The organism is Mesorhizobium sp., from assembly GCF_965229135.1.
In the GTDB taxonomy this organism is placed as follows: domain Bacteria; phylum Pseudomonadota; class Alphaproteobacteria; order Rhizobiales; family Rhizobiaceae; genus Mesorhizobium.
This window is the reverse complement of the sequence record NZ_OZ245860.1, coordinates 1,978,340-1,998,535: the sequence shown is the minus strand read 5'-3', so window position 1 is coordinate 1,998,535 and position 20,196 is coordinate 1,978,340. Positions and strand designations below refer to the sequence as shown.

Here is a 20,196-nt window from a genome sequence, read left to right as displayed (position 1 = left end):
AAAGGGATATAGGCATGCGCGTTTTGTTGATCGGCTCCGGTGGCCGCGAACATGCCCTGGCCTGGAAGATCGCGGCGTCGCCGCTGCTGACCAAGCTTTACGCATCGCCGGGCAATCCGGGCATTGGCCGCGAAGCCGAACTGGTCAAGCTCGATATCGCCGATCATGCGGCGGTCGTGGCCTTTTGCAAGGATAAGGCGATCGATCTCGTCGTCGTCGGGCCGGAAGGTCCGCTGGTCGCCGGCATTGCCGATGACTTGCGCGCCCAGAATATTCGCGTTTTCGGCCCCTCCAAGGCCGCGGCCCGGCTGGAAGGCTCGAAGGGGTTCACCAAGGATCTCTGCGCCAGATACAACATTCCGACAGCCGCCTATGGACGTTTCGGCGATCTGGCCTCGGCCCAAGCCTATGTCGAGAAGATGGGCGCGCCGATCGTCATCAAGGCCGATGGCCTCGCCGCCGGCAAGGGCGTCACCGTGGCCATGACGATCGACGAAGCGCAGGAGGCACTCGCGGCCTGTTTCGACGGCTCCTTCGGGACCGCCGGCGCTGAAGTGGTGGTGGAGGAGTTCATGACCGGCGAGGAGGCGAGTTTCTTCTGCCTGTGCGACGGCACGACGGCACTGCCTTTCGGCACCGCGCAGGACCACAAGCGCGTTGCCGACGGCGACACGGGGCCGAACACCGGCGGCATGGGCGCCTATTCGCCGGCTCCGGTGATGACACCGGACATGATCGACCGCACCATGCGGGAAATCATCGAGCCGACCATGCGTGGCATGGCCGAGCTTGGAGCGCCGTTTTCCGGCGTACTCTTTGCCGGGCTGATGATCACCGCGAATGGACCGAAGCTGATCGAATACAACACCCGTTTCGGCGATCCCGAATGCCAGGTGCTGATGATGCGCCTGAAGGACGACATGCTGGTTCTGCTGAACGCTTCCGTGGACGGTCAGCTCGCGCATATGTCGTTGCGCTGGCGCGACGAAGCGGCGCTTACGGTCGTGCTGGCCGCAAGAGGCTACCCCGCCGCGCCCGAAAAAGGATCGGTCATCCGCGGTGTCGAGGCAGCGACCAGCGACGGCGTCCAGATCTTTCATGCCGGAACGGCGATCAACAGCGGAGCGCTTGTCGCCAATGGCGGTCGCGTGCTCAACGTCACGGCAACTGGCAAGACTGTCGGCGAAGCGCAGAAAAAGGCCTATGCCGCAATCGACAGGATCGACTGGCCACAGGGGTTTTGCCGCCGCGACATAGGCTGGCAGGCCGTGGCGCGGGAGAAGGCTGGCTGAGGCCGCCGCGATCGGTCTGGTTCGATTGTCTTGTTGCTAGCGCAGGCCGTGGTCGAACTGGATAGAGCCGGTGGCGACAGGGTCTATATCAGGCTTGGCCGCGACCTGTTCGTTGGAAACGAAGCGTTTTTCATTCCGCATCCATGCGACATAGTCGGCGATGCCCCCTTGTGGGCGCGGCATGGTCTTAACCACAGGCATATGGAACCCGTCCCGGAACGAGATCCAGCGAGTGCCGAGCGCGGCGACGAGTTCACTCAGGGTTGGGGGTGCCGCCACATTGGCATAGGTGATCGCGACATTTCCCGCGAGGCCTGCCTCGCGCGGAATAGGCAAGGGTATGCTGGCCAGGTAATCCATCGGAACGTCGATCAAGCCGCCGAACGGCCATAGTTCGCGCAGTTTTGGGGCATCCATCGCCGCGACATTGACGTCGATGTCATTGGGCGTGCCCGCCACCCTGTAGGGGCATTGACGCTTGCCGCAATTGGCCTGAGCCGAGAATTGCCACAATGCGTAGCGGTTCCAGTTGCCCATCGGAAATTGCGCGTCGATTGCCGGCTTGTAGCGGGCGTACCAGAGCGGCAGCCGCGACAGTAGCTGGTATCTGTAGCTGTTATCCGCGATATGCTGGGCGGTCCTGCCATTGACGTAGAGGATGGGAAAGCGGCCAAGCCGCCGATGCACTTGGCGGACGAACTCCTCGGCGTCTTCCAGCGACATCCATTGCGTGGGATCATTGTCCTCGATGTCGAGGGCCAGCAGATCGTCCGGCCCCGGTTCGGCGAAGTCGATGAAATTGTTGGCCTGCTCGACCGGATTGCCGGGTCGGGCAAGGTGATAGGCGCCCCATTTCAACCCGAGCGCCTTGGCCACGACCTTGCGCGTCTGGAACAGTTCGCGCGTGACCGCATAGCGCCGCCACAGCGCCTTGCAGAGCTGCACTTCGGTGTCCTTGCCGAAGCAGAAATAGGGCGGCGGCATGCCGTCGGACGCCTTGTTGATGAAGCCGACGATCCGCTTGTCGGTGGCAAGTTGCGCCCAGTCGATGGAATTGTATTCGTAGGCGTCGATGACCAGCGCGCGGTCGGCATCCTTCCATGGCTCGGAGAAATCCGAGGCCCTTGCCGTTGGCGTGAGTGCCATCGCGGCGGCGATGGCCAGGAGCGCCAGGCGATGAAGAGCGTGCGCCGGCATTTGGGAAAGACCGTCCTCGTTGGTCGAGGGTCAATCCTGAACCGTCATGGTTAACGAAATGCTTGCGACGCCGGTCGCTGTAACTGGCAGGCCGCAAGGCATGATGGGAGGCACGCAAAATCCGCGTGACAAAATTTGACGTTTACGTAAAAAGAAGGCGAAGAGGCAACCCAACGGGCGGATGGTCTTGTGCTGGCGCAGGCCCTAGGGTTGGCGGGCGATACCGAGGAGGAGCGAGCGGCATGTATAGGGCACCCATCGACGAGATCGCCTTCACGCTGAAGCATGTGGCTGGCCTTAAGACGGCGCTTGAAACCAGCGCTTTCGGCGATCTTGGCGAGGATCTGGTCGATGCGATTCTTGCCGAGGCCGGCCGTTTCGCGACTGACGAGGTGGCTCCGCTTTACAAGATAGGCGACAAACAGGGGGCGGTGCTGAACGGCGCCGCCGTTGCCACGCCGCCCGGCTGGAAAGAGCTTTATCGACGCTGGGTCGACGGTGGCTGGAACGCGCTGTCGGGACCCGAGGAGTTTGGCGGGCAGGCGCTGCCGACGATGCTGAGTGTCGCCGCACTCGAGATGTGGAACTCGGCCGCCATGGCCTTCGGCATTGGCCCGACGCTGACGATGGGCGCGGTCGAAGCGCTCGACAAGCATGCGTCCGATGCATTGAAGGCGAAGTATCTGGCCAAGCTGGTGTCCGGCGAGTGGATGGGCACGATGAACCTGACCGAGCCCCAGGCAGGCTCGGACCTCAACGCGCTGCGGGCTCGCGCCGAGCCCGCCGGTGATGGCAGCTATCGCATCTTCGGCCAGAAGATATTCATCACCTATGGCGAACACGACTTCACCGACAACATCATCCATCTGGTTCTGGCGCGGCTGCCCGATGCGCCGGCCGGTACGCGCGGCATCTCGCTGTTCCTGGTGCCGAAATTCCTGGTCGGCGACGATGGCTCGATCGGAGCACGCAACGACGTCTTTTGCTCCGGCCTCGAGCACAAACTGGGCATCCATGCCTCGCCGACCTGCACCATGATCTATGGCGATGGCTTCGAAGGCACCAATCCCGGTGCGATCGGTTGGCTGATCGGGGAGGAGAACAAGGGCCTCGCCTGCATGTTCACGATGATGAACAATGCGCGGCTCGCCGTCGGCATGCAGGGCGTGGCGGTGGCCGAGACTGCAACCCAGAAGGCGCTCGCCTACGCCAATGATCGCCGGCAGGGCAAGGCCGCGGGCTACGAGGGTACCGGCATGGCGCCCATCATCCATCACCCGGACGTGCAGCGCACGATCCTGACGATGAAGACGCTGACCCAGACGGCGCGCGCCATCAGCTATTCCTGCGCGCATGCCATCGATCGGGCGCGCGTGTCCACCGGTGACAATGCTGCCCATTGGCGCGATCGCGCCAATCTGCTGACGCCATTGGCCAAGGCCTTCTCCACGGATGTCGGCGTCGATGTCGCCTCGCTTGGCGTGCAGGTCCACGGTGGAATGGGCTTCATCGAGGAAACCGGGGCCGCGGCCCTCTACCGCGACGCGCGAATTGCCCCGATCTACGAAGGCACCAACGGTATCCAGGCGATCGATCTGGTAACCCGCAAGCTGCCGCTAGGCGGCGGCGAACACGTGCATGGCTATATCGCCGAGCTGGCGGAAATCGCCCGCGCGGTGCGGGCGTCGAACGTCGATGGCTTCGGGCGCACAGCCGATTGCCTCGATGAGGCGCTCGACGACCTGACGCAATCGACGCGCTTCCTGCAAGGCTTGGCCAAGGATGGCCGGCTGGATGAGGCGTTGGCCGGTGCCACTCCCTACCTGCGGCAGATCTCGCTTGCCGCCGGCAGCGCCTATCTGGCGCGCGGCGCGCTTGTCGACCAAGAACGCACGGCGCTTTGCCGCTTTTTCGCCGAGAACCTGCTGGGCGAGGCGCGTGCCCTGAAGGCACGTGTTATCGGCGGCGGCGAAAGCCTTGCCGCTGCCGGCAAGGCGCTGATTTTCGCCTGACGTTTTCACAAAGGATCGACCCGTGACTGATCATATCCTCGTCGAGCGCCAGGGCGCGATTCAGGTAATCCGGCTGAATCGCCCGGACAAGAAGAACGCGTTGACGCGCGCCATGTATGCAAAAATGTCCGCGGCCCTTGCTGAAGGCGATGCCGATCCAACTGTCCGTGTCCATGTCTTCCTTGGCGTGCCCGGCGCCTTCTCTTCCGGCAACGACCTCGCCGACTTCATGGTCGTGGCCACCGGCGGCGATGGCGGCACGGAGGTCTGGGATTTCCTTATAACGTTGGCCATGGTCGAAAAACCGATCGTCTCCGGTGTCGACGGCATCGCGGTCGGCATCGGCACAACCATCAATCTCCATTGCGACCTTACCTTCGCCACGCCGCGCACCGTGTTCAGGACGCCTTTCGTCGATCTCGGCCTGGTGCCCGAGGCGGGGTCGAGCCTGCTGGCGCCGCGCATTCTGGGGCAACAGGGCGCTTTCGCGCTGCTCGGCCTTGGCGAGGGATTTCCGGCCGAGCGCGCGAAGGCCGCGGGCCTGATCTACGAAGTGGTCGAGGAAGGAGCGTTGGAGGCCTCTGTCCTTGCGGCGGCCGGCCAGATCGCCGCCAAGCCCCCCGAGGCTCTGAAGATCGCGCGAGACCTGATGCGCGGCTCGCGCGACGATCTGGTCGCGCGCATCGGCGAGGAAAGCGAACATTTTCGTGAGCGGCTCAAGTCCAACGAGGCCCGCGCCGCACTCACGGCATTCATGACCAGAAAGAAAGCCTGAGCTTCGTTTCTACGGATAGAGCCTGGTCTTGTCCCAGCCACCCTTGCCGTCGCTGGAAAAGACCATGCGGTCATGCAGGCGGAAGGGGCGATCGTGCCAGAACTCGATCGTCTTCGGCACGATGCGAAAGCCCGACCAGTGTTTTGGCCGTGGAATCTCGCCGATGGCGTGGCGCGCGGTGTATTCGGCAACGGCTTTTTCCAGCGCGAAACGGCTTTCCAGCGGACGTGACTGTTTCGAGGCCCAGGCGCCGATGCGGCTGCCGCGTGGGCGTGTCGCGTAATAGGCGTCGGCCTCCGCGTCGCTGACGATCTCCACCGGCCCACGAATGCGCACCTGCCGCCGCAGCGACTTCCAGTGAAAACACATGGCCGCCTTCATGCTGCCAAGAATCTCCTGGCCCTTGGCGCTCTCGAAATTCGTGTAGAAGACAAATCCGCTTTCATCGAACCCCTTGAGCAGGACCATCCGCACATCCGGCATGCCATCGGCGTCGACGGTCGCCAGCGCCACACCATTGGCGTCGTTGATTTCGCTCTTCGTGGCATCGTCCAGCCATGCGGCAAAGAGGCGAAACGGCTCCGCAGCCTCGGTAAAGTCACCGCTTGTTAACTCTGCATCACTCATAGTTTTTCTCAAATTGTCACGAAGCCGGATTAGGAGGTTGCCGATTGTCGCGTATCGCGCAAGCTTTTGACAGCAGGCAATGGAGCGTAATTGCTTCGGCCAGCGCCAAAGTCGCGATCGTGATGGTTGCCATGCCGCTTGCCGGCTGTGGCGCGGGTGGCTTCAGCCTGCAGAAAGCCGAAGTCGACCGCTCGCTCGTCACCAGCAGCACATCGACCTCCGCCAAACCGATCGATTCCGACCGCGCTTCCGACCAGACCACAATCCGAAACGCGGTATCGTCGGCCGACATCCAGGAACTCGGCGGGCAGGCCGTGCCATGGGCGAATTCGGGCACGGGCTCACGCGGGTCCATCACGGAGCTGGCTGAATTCAAGGACAGAGGCCTGCTCTGCCGCCGCTTCACCGCGTCACGCGAGAGCTTTGACGGCGTCGCTCTGTTCAAGGGGGAAGCGTGCCTGGGCAGCGCCGGAGTCTGGCTCATGCAGGACTTCAAGGCGCTCTGATTTTCCCCTCCTCAATATGGTGCCGGCACTGGAATTTCTTCCTATGCGAGCGCATATAGGGGGCAACACCAGACTCACTCTTCTTGCAGGCAGGAATCATGCGCGACCCCTATGAGGTGCTGGGCGTTGCCAAGAACGCATCGGCCAAGGACATTAAATCGGCTTATCGCAAGCTCGCCAAGAAACATCATCCGGACCAGAATCCGAATGATCCCAAGGCGAAAGACCGCTTTGCCGCCGCCAACCAGGCCTATGAGATCGTTGGCGACGAGAAGAATCGGGCGGCTTTCGACCGTGGCGAGATCGACGCCGACGGCAAGCCGCGGTTCCAGGGCTTTGAAAATGCCGCGGGCGGTGGCGATCCTTTCGCAGGCTTTCGCAGGCAACAGGGAGCCGGGGGCTCGCGGTTCGAGTTTCGGTCCGGGCGCCCAGGCGGTGATCCGTTCGACGGCAACAGCGATATCTTCAGCCAAATTTTCGGTGACGCCTTTTCGGGCGCACGCGGTGCCGGCACGGGAGACCGGCGCCAGCAGGCCACCGCTGCCGATCTGAACGTCACGCTCGACGTGACGATCGAAGAGGCGGCGACCGCCGAGAAGGTGACGGCGATATTTCCGGATGGCCGGAAGATCGCGGTCAAGCTTCCGGCCTATGTGGAGGACGGGCAGACCATCCGTCTCAAGGGCCAGGGCGAGCAGGGCCCAGGTCAGCCCGGGGACGCGCTGGTCAAGATTCATTTCCGCCGCCATCCACGCTACCGCGTCGAGGGCCGCGACCTGCATGCGGATTTGCCAGTGACACTCGCCGACGCGGTGCTTGGCGCCAAGGTGGCGGTCGACACACCGACAGGCAGGCTCGCGGTCAACGTCCCCGCCTGGTCGAGCTCCGACAAGGTCCTGCGGCTGAAGGGCAGGGGCCTGCCGGAAAAAGCCGGTGGCCACGGCGATCTTTACGCACATGTGCGTTTGATGCTGCCGGAAGGTGGAGACGATGCGCTCGAAGCGCTGATGCGCGGCAGAAAAGGCTGACCAAAGCCTCTTCGGGCGCCTTTGTCCCCTGAACTGTCCGCGTTGAGCGCTTGAAGGGGCTGTGTGCCTGTGCGATAGGGCAGTCCACAAAGCAGAAAATCTTGCGGAGAGCGCTCACATGGCGGGTGGACAGGGCCTTATGGCCGGCAAGCGCGGCCTTATCCTCGGTGTCGCCAACAATCGATCGATCGCCTATGGCATTGCCAAGGCTTGCGTCGATCACGGCGCCGAGATCGCGCTGACCTATCAGGGCGAAGCCTTCAAGAAGCGCGTCGAACCCCTGGCGGCGGAACTGGGCGCCTTTGTCGCCGGCCATTGCGACGTCACTGATCCGGCGAGCCTTGACGACGTTTTCGCCAATGTCGCCAAGCATTGGGGCAAGCTCGATTTCCTCGTCCATGCCATCGCTTTCTCCGACAAGGATGAACTGACCGGCCGCTATGTCGAAACGACCCGCGACAATTTCCTCCGGACAATGGATATCTCGGTCTATTCCTTCACCACCATCGCCAAGCGCGCGGAGGCGCTGATGACCGACGGTGGCTCGCTGCTGACGCTGACCTACTATGGCGCGGAAAAAGTGATGCCGCACTATAACGTCATGGGTGTCGCCAAGGCGGCGCTCGAGGCCAGCGTGCGCTACCTGGCGGTTGACCTCGGTGCCAAGAAGATCCGCGTCAACGCGATCTCCGCCGGGCCGATCAAGACGCTGGCCGCATCCGGCATCGGTGACTTCCGCTACATCCTGAAGTGGAATGAATACAATTCGCCGCTGAAGCAGACGGTGACGCAGGAGGAGGTCGGTGATTCCGGCGTCTATTTCCTCTCCGATCTTTCCCGCGGCGTCACCGGCGAGATCCATCATGTCGATTCGGGCTATCATGTCGTCGGCATGAAGGCCGTCGACGCGCCGGACATTTCGACGGTGAAGGACTAGCCCCGCCTATCGTTCGTTCTGGAAGGCCTTATGTACCCGCTGGTTTATATCGCGCGCCACGGCCAGACCGCGTGGAACGCCGAATACCGGCTACAGGGGCAAGCCGACACCGATCTCAACGCGCGCGGCCGCCAGCAGGCGACCCGAAACGGTCTTCACCTGGCCGAGCTTGTTGGAGATCCCCGGGATTTCGACTTTGTCGCCAGCCCGATGAAACGGACGCGCGAGACCATGGAGCGCATGCGCGCTGCGATGGGGCTCGATCCCAGGGCTTATCGCACCGATCCGAGCCTCGTCGAAGTCAATTTCGGCGACTGGCAGGGTTTCACCTTTCCCGAGCTCGAGACGCGGTACCCTGGGGCGAGCGGGACACGGGCCTTGGACAAATGGAATTTCCAGCCGCCCGGCCAGGACGCCGAGAGCTACCAGATGCTGCTCGAGCGGGTGAAACCCTGGTTCGATTCGCTAACCCGCCAGACCGTTTGCGTCACGCATGGTGGTGTAATCCGGACCCTGTTCCGCTTTGTGGAAGGCGTGCCGGAGCAAGATGCGGCGAACCTCGAAGTGCCGCAGGATCGGATACTCCGCCTGCAAGGCAGGCATCTGGAGTGGTTATAGGGCCACTATGGATTTCGGCCCGAAAACTGGAGTGGCTTTCGGGCCGTTGCCATGTGCGCCTGGAGTGCCGACGACGCCCTAGTTGGCTGAGCTGTCCGGCAATTCCATGTCGGTGACGACGTTCTCGCCATTCGTCACGTCGTAGGCGATGACGATATCCATGCCCGGTTTCAAAGCATCGAGATCGGTTTCGGCATTCAGCTTGTAGGATTTGCCGTCGTCGAGCGTCAGCGTCAGCGCATCCTTGTCGACCTTCTTGATGAGGCCCTCGGTCTGGCCGGCGAACGCGGCGGTGGAGAGCAGCAGGGTGGCGGCAACAGCGCCAATCAGGGTACGCATATTCGTCCTCTTTGGTCATTGCGCCGGCACCGTGGCGGCGGATCCTTAACGGCGGATGGAAGAAAGCAGAAACCAGCCGAATGTGTCAAAACTTAAACGGCTGGGATGACAGTTTGACCACCGCAAAAAACGCCAATAGAAGGCACGCTTCACCCGGCTCCGCTGCCGGCAAGGCTGGTTTGCATGTCTCACAATACGTTCGGCCATCTTTTCAGAGTTACCACCTGGGGCGAAAGCCATGGCGCGGCATTGGGCTGCGTCGTCGATGGATGTCCGCCTGGCATCCGTTTCACGCGCCAGGAGATCCAGGCCGACCTCGACAAGCGCCGTCCCGGCCAGTCGCGTTTCGTCACCCAGCGCCGTGAGCCCGATGAAGTGAAGGTGCTGTCGGGCTTCGTGTTCGACGATGATGGCGAGACCATGATCACCACCGGCACGCCGGTATCGATGATGATCGAGAACGTCGACCAGCGCTCGAAGGACTATGGCGAGATCGCCCGCCAGTACCGCCCTGGTCACGCCGATTACGCCTATGACGTCAAATACGGCATACGCGACTATCGTGGCGGTGGGCGCTCCTCGGCGCGCGAGACCGCTGCACGCGTTGCCGCTGGAGCCTTGGCTCGCAAGGTTGTGCCGGGGATGGTCGTGCGCGGCGCACTGGTCTCGATGGGTGAAAAGTCCATCGATCGCGCCAACTGGAACTGGAATTTCGTCGATGACGCCGAAAATCCGTTCTTCACCCCTGACCCGGCTTCCGTTCCGGTCTTCACCAAATATCTCGACGGCATCCGCAAGGCAGGCTCGTCCGTCGGTGCGGTCATCGAGATCGTCGCCGACGGCGTTCCACCAGGTCTTGGCGCGCCGATCTATGCCAAGCTAGACCAGGACATTGCCTCCGGCCTGATGTCGATCAACGCCGTCAAGGGCGTCGAGATCGGCAACGGCTTCGAGGCAGCGCGTATAACCGGCGAACAGAATGCCGACGAGATGCGCATGGGAAATGACGGCAAACCTGTGTTCCTGTCCAACAACGCTGGGGGCATCCTTGGCGGCATTTCGACGGGCCAGGCCATCGTCGCGCGTTTTGCCGTCAAGCCGACCTCGTCGATTCTCACACCGCGAAAGTCCATAGACAAGGACGGACACGACGTCGACATCATGACCAAGGGCCGCCACGACCCCTGCGTCGGCATCCGCGCCGTACCGATCGGCGAGGCCATGGTCGCCTGCGCCATCGCCGATCACTATCTGCGTCATCGCGGCCAGACGGGGAGGGATTAGGGCAACAAGGCAATAGGGCAGTATGTTACGCTGCCCGCGGACGGCCTTTTTCCTTTTCCCGACTCCCGTACTGCCCTATTCCCTTACTGCCCTAATCCGTGAGCGAAGCGAGCGTCATGCCTTACGATCAGAAGAAAATCGTCGAAGCCCTGCGTGCCTTTGAACGCGGCGAAATCGTTGTTGTGATGGACGATGACGGGCGTGAGAACGAAGGTGACCTGATCGTTGCTGCGGTCCACTGCACGCCGGAAAAGATGGCATTCATCATCCGTCATACCTCCGGCATCGTCTGTACGCCGATGCCGCGCGAGGAGGCCAAGCGCCTCAACCTGTCGCCGATGGTCGCCGACAATGATTCGGCCCACACCACGGCCTTCACCGTCAGCGTCGATTTCAAGCACGGCACCACCACCGGCATTTCGGCGGAGGATCGCACGCTGACCGTCCGCAATCTCGCCAACGGCAATGTCGGCGGTTCGGATTTCGTCCGTCCCGGCCACATCTTTCCGCTGATCGCGCGTGAGGGCGGCGTGCTGATGCGCTCGGGCCATACCGAAGCGGCAGTCGATCTGTGCAAGCTCGCCGGCCTGCCGCCGGTCGGTGTCATTTCCGAACTGGTCAACGATGACGGCACCGTCAAGCGCGGACCTCAGGTCGCGGCCTTCGCCGAGGAACATGGTCTCAAGCAGGTTTCCGTCGCGGACCTCATCGCCTACCGCCAGCGCAAGGAAACGCTGGTCGAGCGCGTGGCTTGCTCGGAAATCGAGACGCTTGGCGGCAAGGCGCAGGTCTTCACCTACACGCTGCCCTGGGATTCGATGCATCATGTCGCCATCGTTTTCGGCGACATCCGCGATGGCGAGGATGTGCCGGTGCGCCTGCATTCCGAGGATGTCGTGACCGATGTCTTCGGTACCAGCCACCGACTGGATGGCATCATGAAATCCATGGGCGAGCGCAAGCGTGGCGTTATCGTCTATCTGCGGGAAGGTTCTGTTGGCGTCGCGCACCAGGAGCGCAAGCGCCCGCTTTCCGGCGACCGGGAAGATCACGAGGAAGCCCGTCGCCGCGAGAACGAATGGCGCGAGATCGGGCTCGGCGCCCAGATCCTTAAGGACCTCGGCATTTCATCAATCAATCTCATCGCATCGCGCGAGCGCCACTATATCGGTCTTGAAGGCTTTGGCATCCACATCGCCAAGACCGAGATTCTCTGAGCAGCCGTCGAGCCATTCATCGGAGGTGATGGATGAAAGTCTCATTGCCTGCCAAGCAGCGCACCGGCCGCCTTTTGCTACGCCGGCCGGCGGAGGCCGATCTTGATTTCCTGATCGATCTCTTCTCGCGCCAGGAACTTGTCGCCCATCGCCCCGATCCTGTTCCGGATACGCCCCAGCAAAGTGCCGAGAGGCTGGCTCGCGATATCGGCCATTGGGACAAGCATGGCTTTGGCCGCTGGGCGGTCGAGGCGGGCGGGGAACTGATCGGCTTCGGCGGCGTCACGCTATCGCGGGATTACGGCGGCCTGAATCTTTCCTACCATCTTCATCCTCGCGGTTGGGGGCATGGCTACGCAACGGAACTGGTCGCGGAAGCTCTGCGCACCGCCTTCGGTCCCTTGCGTGCCGAGCGGGTGGTTGGTCTTGTCCGCCCAGCCAATCCGGCATCGAGGCGCGTGCTGGAGAAATGTGGCTTCACCCTCGAAAAAGAGGTCATGTTGCATGGCGCGCCGACGATGCTTTTTGCCTTGGCGCGAGCGGCGAATTTCCAGGCCCGGTCTTGAAGAACGGCTAGAGCGGCGCGCCCTGTGTCCAACGGAGGCCGAACGCGCCTGATATCATTCCGCGGGAACCACGCGCGGCTCGGGCGTATCGCTACCCCGCTGCCGGGTGGCAAGGCTGCGATGGCCCAGCAGCACGGTAACCAGTGCGGTAGCTCCGGCCGCCACCGAGACCCAGAACCCGTTGCGCGCGCCGAACGCGTCAACCACCGCGCCGGCGGCGAAAGAGCCCAGCGCCATGCCGATCCCAATCCCGGTTGTCACCCAGGTGATGCCCTCCGTCAGCATCGCTTCCGGCACATGCCGCTCGATCAGGCCAAAGGCCGTGATGAAAGTCGGCGATATCGCGACGCCGCTGATGAAAACGGTCAACGCCAGCAGCGCGACGGTGCCGGCGGTCAGTGGCAACAGTGATGTGAGCGCAATGATGGAGACCGAGATGGCGAGTTGGCGTTGCAGCGGCGCCTTCAGGTTGAGCACGCCGACGATGATGCCGAGGACGAATGATCCCAGCGCATAGACAGCGATGACGAGGCTTGCGGCACCGGGTTGGCCAAGCTCCTTGGTGAGTGCCACGGTGCTCACTTCCGTCGTCGCGAAGGTCGCGCCGATGGAGATCAGGGCGAAGGTGATGATCTGCACCGGCCGCAGACGGATTGCAGAACCGCGCGAACGATGTTCCGCCGTCCGCACCCGCGGTTCGGTCGAGCGCTGCAGGATGAAGGCCGTCGAACCCAAGGCGAGGAACACCGTACTCGCCAGCATTCCTGCTTCAGGGAACAGCGCGGCGCTCATTCCCACCGACAGCGATGCCCCGGCGATGTAGACGAGTTCGTCCGCCGCCGACTCAAAGGCGAACGCGGTGTTCATCGCGGGCCGACCCCGGAAAATTTCGGTCCAGCGCGCGCGCACCATTGCGGGCATGCTGGGCATGGTCGCCGCCAGCAGCGCCGACACGAACAGCGTCCACACCGGCCACTTCTGATTGGCCGCCGCGATCAGAACCGCGAAAGCCAGCACGGAGACGATGGTCGTGGGTACGACAATCCGCGTCTGCCCAACACGATCCACCAGCCTTGATATCTGCGGCGCCGCGAAAGCGTTGGCCAGCGCGAATGTCGCGGAGACGGCGCCGGCCAACCAGTACTCGCCACGCGTTTGCGACAGCATCGCCACGATCCCGATAGGCGCCATGGCGATCGGCAAACGCGCGGTGAAGCCGGCAACGGCAAAGCCCTTGGCGCCGGGGGCGCGGAAGATTTCCGAGTAGGGATTTTGCATGGCCAGGTTCCTCGACAAAGGAAGGTTCGACAATTACATACGAAGCGTATGATAGTCAGATAATTCATACGCTACGTATGTCAATTGGCATACGCAGCGTATGTAAATAGGGCCAGACCCGATGCACAAGCCCCGCAAGGAGATGATCGCCGAGACGCGGGCCAAGCTGATAGCGGCAGCGCGCCATGCCTTCGGCACGATCGGCTATGCCGAGGCCTCCATGGATGATTTCACCGCGTCGGCCGGCCTGACGCGCGGCGCGCTGTATCATCATTTTGGCGACAAGAAGGGACTGCTGCAGGCGGTGATCGCCGAGATCGACGGCGAAATGGCGGTTCGGGTCAATGAGGTGGCGTCGAAAGCGCCGACCCGTTGGCAGCGTTTCGTCGACGAATGCACCACTTACATCGAGATGGCGCTGGAACCGGAAATCCAGCGCATCATGTTCCGGGATGGCCCGGCCGTGCTGGGGGATCCGGCACAGTGGTCGAATGCCAATGCATGCGTCGCTTCAATCGCCGATCATCTGGCCGCGCTGCAAGAAGAGGGAGTGGTCGTCGCCGGCGTCGACCCGGAGACGGCCGCACGGCTGATCAACGCGGCGAGCAGTCAGGCTTCGCAGCGGATCGCCAACGCGAAGGCCCCCGAAGCGACGTCGAAGAAGGTGGTGGCCGCGTTTAAGCAACTGCTCGAAGGCTTGCTCGATAAGCAGCCAGACTGACGCTCCCGCGCGGTCCGGTGCCCCTGGCCAGATTGACAATCGCCGGGTTGAGAGCATCCTCCTCAGCCATCTCTGAGGGGAGATTCGGGGCATGTGGGATTTCGAGATCGGCAGGTCTGTTTCCATCATGGTGCGGACATGGCCCTTCATCGTGTTTCGCATGATCGTCTATTTCGGCATAACCCTGGCCTACATCATGGCGACCGGCACCGGGGCCAGCGTGGGCTATGGCGTAGGCCATATCTCCACCGACCCCGACGGCCCGTTGTCGTTTGCCATGTGGGGCGGTGTCATCGGTTTCGGCCTCGTCTCCATCGCCGTCTACTGGATCCGCGAATACATCCTCTACATCGTCAAGGCCGGGCACATCGCTGTCATGGTGCATCTCATCGATGGACAGGATGTTCCCGATGGACAGGACCAGATTGCCTATGCCAGGGAGGTCGTCAGTCAGCGCTTTGCGGAAGCCAACGTCCTTTTCGTCGTCGATCAACTGGTCAAGGGCGCCATCCGTGCCATTACGGGCCTGATCGGCGGCATTGCCGCCTTTCTGCCCATTCCCGGCTTGAGTGGTGTTGTCAGCTTCATCAACACGGTGATCCGCCTGTCGCTGACCTATGTCGATGAAATCATCCTCGGCTATAACATCCGCATCAACTCTTCCTCGCCCTTCGAGACTGCGCGGCAGGGCGTCGTGCTTTATGCGCAGAACGGAACGACCATGGTCAAGAACGCGGTCTGGCTGTCCGTCATCATGTGGGGTGTGTCCTTCGTCGTCTTCCTGTTGATGCTGGCGCCGGCCGGCGCAATTTTGTTCCTCATGCCTGGGCAACTGGCCGGCTGGGCGTTTGTGCTCGCGATTGTCTTCGCCTGGGCCTTGAAGGCGGCCTTCATCGAGCCCTTTGCCATAGCCTGCCTGATGCAGGTCTATTTCCGGGCTATCGAAGGCCAGGCGCCCAATCCGGACTGGGACCGGAAACTTGCCGAGGTATCATCGAAATTCAGGGACCTCAAGGACAAGGCGCGGGCTTCCTTTGGCGGTTCGCGCTGGACCGAGCCGACGCCAAGCACATAGATCCGGCGCAGGCGGCCAAACGTCTTTGCCAATAGCTAAACCTTGTTGAAGGTCGCCGTTTCGATCGGCGAAAACATGGTCAAAGCGGCCGTGCGCGCCTATATCGGGACATGGTCACAAGGCTCTATACACACCCGATCTTCCTTGAGCATTTAACGCCCCCCGGCCACCCCGAGCGGCCCGACCGCCTGCGCGTCATCGAACGCGTGCTTGATGACGAGGCTTTTGCCTCGCTCGATCGGGCCAAGGCGCCGGAAGGCGACGAAGCCACCATTCTCTATGCGCACCCGGCGGATTTCGTCGCTCGCGTGCGCGCAGCCATACCTGACGAAGGGATCGCCCGCATCGATGCCGACACCACGGCCAGCCCCAAAAGCTGGCAGGCGGCGATAACGGCGATCGGTGCAGCCAACGCCGCTGTCGATGATGTCTTCGAAGGCCGTGCCGACAATGTCTTCGTCGCAGCGCGGCCACCCGGCCACCATGCCGAGAAGACGACGGCCATGGGCTTCTGTCTCTTCAACACGGCGGCGATCGCGGCGCGCTATGCGCAGAAGAGGCATGGCGTGGAACGGGTCGCCGTCGTTGATTGGGATGTGCACCACGGCAATGGCACGCAGGACATTTTCTGGGATGATCCCTCGGTGCTCTACTGTTCCACGCACCAGATGCCGCTTTATCCCGGCACCGGGGCGAAGAGCGAAACCGGCGCCGGCAACATCGTCAACGCGCCCCTGGCGCCGCGCACCGGCAGCGAGGTTTTTCGCGATGCCTTTCAGTCGCGCGTGCTGCCGGCACTCGACAGTTTCGCGCCGGACCTGATCATCATCTCCGCCGGCTTTGACGCGCACCATCGCGACCCCCTGGCCGAGATCAACCTGACCGAGGACGACTTCGATTGGGCGACCGGCCAGTTGCTCGAGCGCGCTGGGCGTCACAGCGGCAACCGGCTCGTCAGCCTGCTCGAGGGCGGCTACGATCTGCAGGGATTGGCATTTTCGGTCGCCGCCCATGTCGGGCGACTGATGAAAGGATAGAACTATGGCTGGTGAGACCAACGAAGACGTCAAGGCGATGAGCTTCGAGCAGGCGCTCGACGCTCTGGAGAAGATCGTGGATGATCTGGAGCGTGGCGACGTGCCGCTCGATCAGTCGATCAGGATTTACGAGCGCGGCGAGGCCCTGAAGCTGCATTGCGACCGCTTGCTGAAAGCAGCCGAGGACAAGGTCGAGAAGATCAGGCTTTCGCGAGACGGCAAGCCTGTTGGTGTTGAACCGCTCGATGCGGATTGAGGCGCCGGGGTCGTTACCGGTTTTTGGACATGATCATGATCGAGGATGGAACTCGACCCGATTGAAACGGCTCCGGGACAAGAGGAGATACGGAAGCGATGTGCAGAAACATCAAGACCCTGTTCAATTTTGATCCGCCGGCAACCAACGACGAAGTGCGCGACGCAGCGCTTCAATTTGTCCGCAAGCTGAGCGGAACGACGAGACCTTCGAAACAGAACCGGCACGCGTTTGACCACGCCGTAGAAGCCATTGCGGCCTCGGCGCGCGAACTTCTCGATTCGCTCGAAACCAATCAGCATCCGCGTAATCGCGAAGAAGTGGCGGCCAAACTTCGGGCGAAGGCGGCGATCCGTTTTGCCTGATATGCCAAGCCAGCCCCTGACCGCTGACAAGGAGAATTCATGAGCTTCTTCCCCGGGAAAGACCCTGAGGCGGGCGATGCCTTTGCCAGTGACCAGATCGAGCTGATGGTCATCCCGAACGCCAAGGATATTGGCGGCTTCCAGGTGCGCCGCGCCTTGCCGACGGCAAAAAGGCGTCTGGTCGGGCCCTTCATCTTCTTTGATCGCATGGGGCCGGCGATCCTGCGGGCCGGCAACGCGCTCGACGTGCGCCCCCATCCGCATATTGGCCTGTCGACGGTCACCTATCTGTTCGACGGCAAGATCAGGCATCGCGATTCGCTGGGCACGGAAATGGTCATCAAACCCGGCGACGTGAACCTGATGACCGCCGGGCGCGGCATTGTCCATTCCGAACGCACGCCGGAGGAACTGCGCGGCGCGCCGATGTCGATCTCAGGGCTGCAGACATGGCTGGCGCTGCCGGACGACAAGGAAGAAGTGGCGCCGGTTTTTGAGAATACTGCTGCAGCGCGACTTCCCGAAATCGGCGCGGAAGGCGTAGGCGGGCGCGTCGTCATTGGCGAGTTCGCCGGCCTGCGGTCGCCTGTCAAGACGGCCTCCGACACACTCTATGCAGACCTGCGGCTGGCGCCCGGGGCCAAGGTGCAAATCCCGGCCGATGCCGAGGAGCGGGCCATCTACACGCTGGAAGGCGATGTCTCGATTTCCGGCGACGTCTTTCCGGCTGAACGCCTGCTGGTGTTCCGGCCGGGGGACGAGATCATTGTTTCGTCCGGAAGCGGGGCGCATTTCATGCTGTTCGGCGGCGCTTCACTTGATTCGAAACGCTATATCTGGTGGAATTTTGTCTCGTCCTCGAAGGAGCGCATCGAGCAGGCCAAGGAAGAATGGAAGACGGGCCGCTTCGATATCGTTCCTGGAGACGAGAAGGAATTCATCCCGCTGCCGGAAGGCTAGGGTTGCAGCCTGATCCGCGTCACCGACACGCATTTACTTTCGCCAGCCGGCAGCCTATCCCGCCGACGAACAGAAAGCCGGAAGACACGTGAACGCAACGCCGCATACGCCGCTTCTCGACAAGGTCCGCATCCCCGCGGACTTGCGCACGCTTGCCGAGAGCGATCTGCCGCAACTGGCATCCGAGCTTCGCGCCGAACTGATCGACGCGGTTTCTCTTACCGGCGGGCACCTTGGCGCGGGGCTTGGCGTCGTCGAGCTGACGGTCGCGCTGCATTACGTCTTCAACACGCCGGACGACCGGCTGATCTGGGATGTCGGCCACCAGGCCTATCCGCACAAGATCCTGACCGGCCGCCGCGACCGCATCCGCACGCTGCGGCAGGAGGGGGGCCTGTCGGGCTTCACCCGGCGCGTCGAAAGCGAGTACGACCCATTCGGCGCCGCGCATTCTTCAACCTCGATCTCCGCCGGCCTGGGCATGGCCGTGGCGCGCGATCTCTCGGGCGGGCGCAACAATGTCATCGCGATCATCGGCGACGGCTCGATGTCGGCGGGTATGGCGTATGAGGCGTTGAACAATGCCGGCGCGCTCGATGCCCGGCTGATCGTGATCCTCAACGACAATGACATGTCGATCGCGCCGCCGACCGGAGCCATGAGCGCGTATCTGGCGCGCCTGGCATCGGGCAAGGCCTATGTCGGGCTGCGCGATTTCGGCAAGAAACTGACCTCCTATCTCGGCAAGCGCGCGGATCGTGCGATCACGCGCGCTGTCGAGCACGCGCGCGGCTACGTCACGGGCGGCACGCTCTTCGAGGAATTGGGTTTTTACCACATCGGGCCAATCGACGGTCACAATCTGGAGCACCTTATCCCGGTGCTGAAGAACGTCCGTGACAATGGCAAGGGTCCGGTGCTGATCCATGTTGTCACCCAGAAGGGCAAGGGTTACGCGCCGGCGGAAGCCGCCGCCGACAAGTATCACGGCGTCAACAAGTTCGACGTCATCACCGGCGCGCAGGCCAAGGCGCCCGCCAACGCGCCAGCCTACACAAAGGTCTTCGCCGAAAGCCTCATACAGGAGGCCCGCGAGGACGATCGCATCGTCGCCGTCACTGCCGCCATGCCAAGTGGCACTGGACTCGACCTGTTCGGTGAAGCGTTCCCGTCAAGAACCTTCGACGTCGGCATCGCGGAGCAGCATGCGGTGACATTCGCCGCGGGTCTCGCCACTGAAGGCTACAAGCCTTTCGCCGCGATCTATTCGACCTTCCTGCAGCGCGCCTACGACCAGGTCGTCCACGATGTTGCGATCCAGAAACTGCCGGTGCGGTTTCCCATCGATCGTGCTGGTTTCGTTGGCGCCGACGGTGCGACCCACTGCGGCGCCTTCGACACGACCTTCCTAGCGACTTTGCCTGGTTTTGTCGTCATGGCGGCCGCCGACGAGGCTGAGCTACGCCACATGGTGTGCACGGCGGCAAGTTACGATGAAGGCCCGATCGCCTTCCGCTATCCGCGTGGCGATGGCGTCGGCGTCGACATGCCGGAACGCGGCTCGGTTCTAGAGATTGGCAAGGGCCGCATTGTCAGGGAGGGCACCAAGGTTGCCCTGCTGTCCTTCGGCACGAGGCTGCAGGATTGCCTGATGGCTGCCGAAGAGCTTGGTGCTGCTGGGCTTTCGACCACGGTTGCCGACGCACGCTTCGCCAAGCCACTTGATGAGGATCTGATCCGCCGGCTGGCTCGCTCGCACGAGGTTCTGGTCACCGTCGAAGAGGGCGCGGTCGGCGGCTTCGCCAGCCACGTACTGCAGTTCCTCGCCCATGATGGACTGCTGGAAAGCGGCTTGAAGGTCCGTCCTCTGGTGCTGCCCGACGTTTTCACCGACCACGCCAAGCCCGAAAAGATGTATGCCGACGCCGGGCTGGACGCTGCCGGCATCGTGCGCACCGTGTTCACCGCGCTCGGGCACGCGGTGCGCGCGCAGCGCGCCTGATTCAAAACCTCAACGGCTTGAATCATTTTGGCTGCTTGGTTTGTTAACACGTTGTTAACGCTGCCCTTTGGCGCTTTGGTTACCCTGTCTCTTGGCCGTTTTTC

21 protein-coding genes are annotated in these 20,196 nt (G+C 62.5%); 17 read left to right on the top strand and 4 right to left on the bottom strand.

The window, feature by feature from the left end:
• The first annotated feature begins 14 nt into the window (after nt 1-14).
• Complete coding sequence (gene purD / locus ACO07C_RS09750) at nt 15-1,292, top strand: phosphoribosylamine--glycine ligase (RefSeq protein ID WP_421913964.1); 1,278 nt, start codon at nt 15-17, stop codon at nt 1,290-1,292.
• A 36-nt stretch (nt 1,293-1,328) separates the two neighbouring features.
• On the opposite strand, the gene ACO07C_RS09745 is transcribed toward purD, so the two are convergent.
• Entirely contained in the window at nt 1,329-2,489 is a 1,161-nt protein-coding gene (locus ACO07C_RS09745; RefSeq protein ID WP_421913963.1) for a glycoside hydrolase family 25 protein, read from the bottom strand.
• 242 nt (nt 2,490-2,731) lie between these two features.
• On the opposite strand from ACO07C_RS09745, the gene ACO07C_RS09740 reads away from it, so the two are divergent.
• Both ACO07C_RS09740 and ACO07C_RS09735 read left to right on the top strand, forming a co-directional pair.
• Nucleotides 2,732-4,501, top strand: a complete 1,770-nt coding sequence (locus ACO07C_RS09740; RefSeq protein ID WP_421913962.1) for an acyl-CoA dehydrogenase — start codon at nt 2,732-2,734, stop codon at nt 4,499-4,501.
• A 22-nt stretch (nt 4,502-4,523) separates the two neighbouring features.
• Nucleotides 4,524-5,276 (top strand): crotonase/enoyl-CoA hydratase family protein, encoded by a 753-nt coding sequence (locus tag ACO07C_RS09735; protein WP_421913961.1) that lies wholly within the window; start codon nt 4,524-4,526, stop codon nt 5,274-5,276.
• A gap of 9 nt (nt 5,277-5,285) precedes the next feature.
• Here ACO07C_RS09735 and pdxH read toward each other — a convergent pair whose 3' ends face one another.
• The gene (gene pdxH, locus ACO07C_RS09730) at nt 5,286-5,903 is read right to left on the bottom strand and encodes a pyridoxamine 5'-phosphate oxidase (RefSeq protein ID WP_421913960.1); all 618 of its coding nucleotides are present in this window, start codon (nt 5,901-5,903) and stop codon (nt 5,286-5,288) included.
• A 44-nt stretch (nt 5,904-5,947) separates the two neighbouring features.
• Between pdxH and ACO07C_RS09725 the strand changes: the two genes are divergently transcribed.
• The 4 genes from ACO07C_RS09725 (at nt 5,948) to ACO07C_RS09710 (ending at nt 8,992) form a co-directional block, all read left to right on the top strand.
• On the top strand, nt 5,948-6,409 hold the full coding sequence (locus ACO07C_RS09725) for an RT0821/Lpp0805 family surface protein (protein WP_421913959.1): 462 nt from the start codon (nt 5,948-5,950) through the stop codon (nt 6,407-6,409).
• A gap of 98 nt (nt 6,410-6,507) precedes the next feature.
• Nucleotides 6,508-7,437, top strand: a complete 930-nt coding sequence (locus tag ACO07C_RS09720) for a DnaJ C-terminal domain-containing protein (protein WP_421913958.1) — start codon at nt 6,508-6,510, stop codon at nt 7,435-7,437.
• Between the two features lie 118 nt (nt 7,438-7,555).
• Nucleotides 7,556-8,374 carry an enoyl-ACP reductase FabI gene (gene fabI, locus ACO07C_RS09715; protein WP_421913957.1) on the top strand — a complete coding sequence of 273 codons (819 nt, stop codon included), beginning with the start codon at nt 7,556-7,558 and terminating at the stop codon, nt 8,372-8,374.
• Nucleotides 8,375-8,404: 30 nt separating this feature from the next.
• Nucleotides 8,405-8,992 (top strand): histidine phosphatase family protein, encoded by a 588-nt coding sequence (locus ACO07C_RS09710; protein WP_421913956.1) that lies wholly within the window; start codon nt 8,405-8,407, stop codon nt 8,990-8,992.
• Nucleotides 8,993-9,070: 78 nt separating this feature from the next.
• On the opposite strand, the gene ACO07C_RS09705 is transcribed toward ACO07C_RS09710, so the two are convergent.
• A complete protein-coding gene (locus tag ACO07C_RS09705) occupies nt 9,071-9,331 on the bottom strand; it encodes a DUF1344 domain-containing protein (RefSeq protein WP_227348523.1) in 261 nt (86 codons plus the stop codon).
• Between the two features lie 183 nt (nt 9,332-9,514).
• On the opposite strand from ACO07C_RS09705, the gene aroC reads away from it, so the two are divergent.
• The 3 genes from aroC to ACO07C_RS09690 all read left to right on the top strand — a co-directional run bounded on the left by aroC (nt 9,515) and on the right by ACO07C_RS09690 (nt 12,398).
• On the top strand, nt 9,515-10,615 hold the full coding sequence (aroC, locus tag ACO07C_RS09700) for a chorismate synthase (RefSeq protein ID WP_421913955.1): 1,101 nt from the start codon (nt 9,515-9,517) through the stop codon (nt 10,613-10,615).
• Between the two features lie 116 nt (nt 10,616-10,731).
• Nucleotides 10,732-11,832 (top strand): 3,4-dihydroxy-2-butanone-4-phosphate synthase, encoded by a 1,101-nt coding sequence (gene ribB / locus ACO07C_RS09695; RefSeq protein ID WP_421913954.1) that lies wholly within the window; start codon nt 10,732-10,734, stop codon nt 11,830-11,832.
• 32 nt (nt 11,833-11,864) lie between these two features.
• The gene (locus ACO07C_RS09690) at nt 11,865-12,398 is read left to right on the top strand and encodes a GNAT family N-acetyltransferase (RefSeq protein ID WP_421913953.1); all 534 of its coding nucleotides are present in this window, start codon (nt 11,865-11,867) and stop codon (nt 12,396-12,398) included.
• Between the two features lie 54 nt (nt 12,399-12,452).
• On the opposite strand, the gene ACO07C_RS09685 is transcribed toward ACO07C_RS09690, so the two are convergent.
• Nucleotides 12,453-13,676 carry an MFS transporter gene (locus tag ACO07C_RS09685; RefSeq protein ID WP_421913952.1) on the bottom strand — a complete coding sequence of 408 codons (1,224 nt, stop codon included), beginning with the start codon at nt 13,674-13,676 and terminating at the stop codon, nt 12,453-12,455.
• Nucleotides 13,677-13,797: 121 nt separating this feature from the next.
• Here ACO07C_RS09685 and ACO07C_RS09680 point away from each other — a divergent pair, with 121 nt between their 5' ends.
• From ACO07C_RS09680 to dxs, 7 genes are all read left to right on the top strand, one after another.
• Nucleotides 13,798-14,397, top strand: a complete 600-nt coding sequence (locus ACO07C_RS09680; RefSeq protein ID WP_421913951.1) for a TetR/AcrR family transcriptional regulator — start codon at nt 13,798-13,800, stop codon at nt 14,395-14,397.
• Nucleotides 14,398-14,488: 91 nt separating this feature from the next.
• A complete protein-coding gene (locus ACO07C_RS09675) occupies nt 14,489-15,472 on the top strand; it encodes a hypothetical protein (protein ID WP_421913950.1) in 984 nt (327 codons plus the stop codon).
• A 110-nt stretch (nt 15,473-15,582) separates the two neighbouring features.
• Nucleotides 15,583-16,509, top strand: coding sequence for a histone deacetylase family protein (locus ACO07C_RS09670; protein ID WP_421913949.1), 927 nt, complete (start codon nt 15,583-15,585; stop codon nt 16,507-16,509).
• A gap of 4 nt (nt 16,510-16,513) precedes the next feature.
• Complete coding sequence (locus tag ACO07C_RS09665; RefSeq protein ID WP_354459897.1) at nt 16,514-16,765, top strand: exodeoxyribonuclease VII small subunit; 252 nt, start codon at nt 16,514-16,516, stop codon at nt 16,763-16,765.
• A gap of 98 nt (nt 16,766-16,863) precedes the next feature.
• A complete protein-coding gene (locus ACO07C_RS09660; protein WP_421913948.1) occupies nt 16,864-17,130 on the top strand; it encodes a DUF2277 domain-containing protein in 267 nt (88 codons plus the stop codon).
• Nucleotides 17,131-17,169: 39 nt separating this feature from the next.
• Nucleotides 17,170-18,090: a pirin family protein gene (locus tag ACO07C_RS09655; RefSeq protein ID WP_421913947.1), complete on the top strand. Its 921-nt coding sequence runs from the start codon at nt 17,170-17,172 to the stop codon at nt 18,088-18,090.
• Nucleotides 18,091-18,178: 88 nt separating this feature from the next.
• Nucleotides 18,179-20,092 carry a 1-deoxy-D-xylulose-5-phosphate synthase gene (gene dxs, locus ACO07C_RS09650; protein ID WP_421913946.1) on the top strand — a complete coding sequence of 638 codons (1,914 nt, stop codon included), beginning with the start codon at nt 18,179-18,181 and terminating at the stop codon, nt 20,090-20,092.
• Nucleotides 20,093-20,196 lie beyond the last annotated feature (104 nt).

What these genes read in the sequence shown, in the direction of transcription:
- purD (WP_421913964.1), top strand. Translation starts at nt 15, where the DNA reads ATGCGCGTTTTGTTGATCGGCTCCGGTGGCCGCGAACATGCCCTGGCC.
- ACO07C_RS09745 (WP_421913963.1), bottom strand. Translation starts at nt 2,489, where the DNA reads ATGCCGGCGCACGCTCTTCATCGCCTGGCGCTCCTGGCCATCGCCGCC.
- ACO07C_RS09740 (WP_421913962.1), top strand. Translation starts at nt 2,732, where the DNA reads ATGTATAGGGCACCCATCGACGAGATCGCCTTCACGCTGAAGCATGTG.
- pdxH (WP_421913960.1), bottom strand. Translation starts at nt 5,903, where the DNA reads ATGAGTGATGCAGAGTTAACAAGCGGTGACTTTACCGAGGCTGCGGAG.
- ACO07C_RS09720 (WP_421913958.1), top strand. Translation starts at nt 6,508, where the DNA reads ATGCGCGACCCCTATGAGGTGCTGGGCGTTGCCAAGAACGCATCGGCC.
- fabI (WP_421913957.1), top strand. Translation starts at nt 7,556, where the DNA reads ATGGCGGGTGGACAGGGCCTTATGGCCGGCAAGCGCGGCCTTATCCTC.
- ACO07C_RS09710 (WP_421913956.1), top strand. Translation starts at nt 8,405, where the DNA reads ATGTACCCGCTGGTTTATATCGCGCGCCACGGCCAGACCGCGTGGAAC.
- ACO07C_RS09705 (WP_227348523.1), bottom strand. Translation starts at nt 9,331, where the DNA reads ATGCGTACCCTGATTGGCGCTGTTGCCGCCACCCTGCTGCTCTCCACC.
- aroC (WP_421913955.1), top strand. Translation starts at nt 9,515, where the DNA reads ATGTCTCACAATACGTTCGGCCATCTTTTCAGAGTTACCACCTGGGGC.
- ribB (WP_421913954.1), top strand. Translation starts at nt 10,732, where the DNA reads ATGCCTTACGATCAGAAGAAAATCGTCGAAGCCCTGCGTGCCTTTGAA.
- ACO07C_RS09690 (WP_421913953.1), top strand. Translation starts at nt 11,865, where the DNA reads ATGAAAGTCTCATTGCCTGCCAAGCAGCGCACCGGCCGCCTTTTGCTA.
- ACO07C_RS09685 (WP_421913952.1), bottom strand. Translation starts at nt 13,676, where the DNA reads ATGCAAAATCCCTACTCGGAAATCTTCCGCGCCCCCGGCGCCAAGGGC.
- ACO07C_RS09680 (WP_421913951.1), top strand. Translation starts at nt 13,798, where the DNA reads ATGCACAAGCCCCGCAAGGAGATGATCGCCGAGACGCGGGCCAAGCTG.
- ACO07C_RS09675 (WP_421913950.1), top strand. Translation starts at nt 14,489, where the DNA reads ATGTGGGATTTCGAGATCGGCAGGTCTGTTTCCATCATGGTGCGGACA.
- ACO07C_RS09670 (WP_421913949.1), top strand. Translation starts at nt 15,583, where the DNA reads ATGGTCACAAGGCTCTATACACACCCGATCTTCCTTGAGCATTTAACG.
- ACO07C_RS09665 (WP_354459897.1), top strand. Translation starts at nt 16,514, where the DNA reads ATGGCTGGTGAGACCAACGAAGACGTCAAGGCGATGAGCTTCGAGCAG.
- ACO07C_RS09660 (WP_421913948.1), top strand. Translation starts at nt 16,864, where the DNA reads ATGTGCAGAAACATCAAGACCCTGTTCAATTTTGATCCGCCGGCAACC.
- ACO07C_RS09655 (WP_421913947.1), top strand. Translation starts at nt 17,170, where the DNA reads ATGAGCTTCTTCCCCGGGAAAGACCCTGAGGCGGGCGATGCCTTTGCC.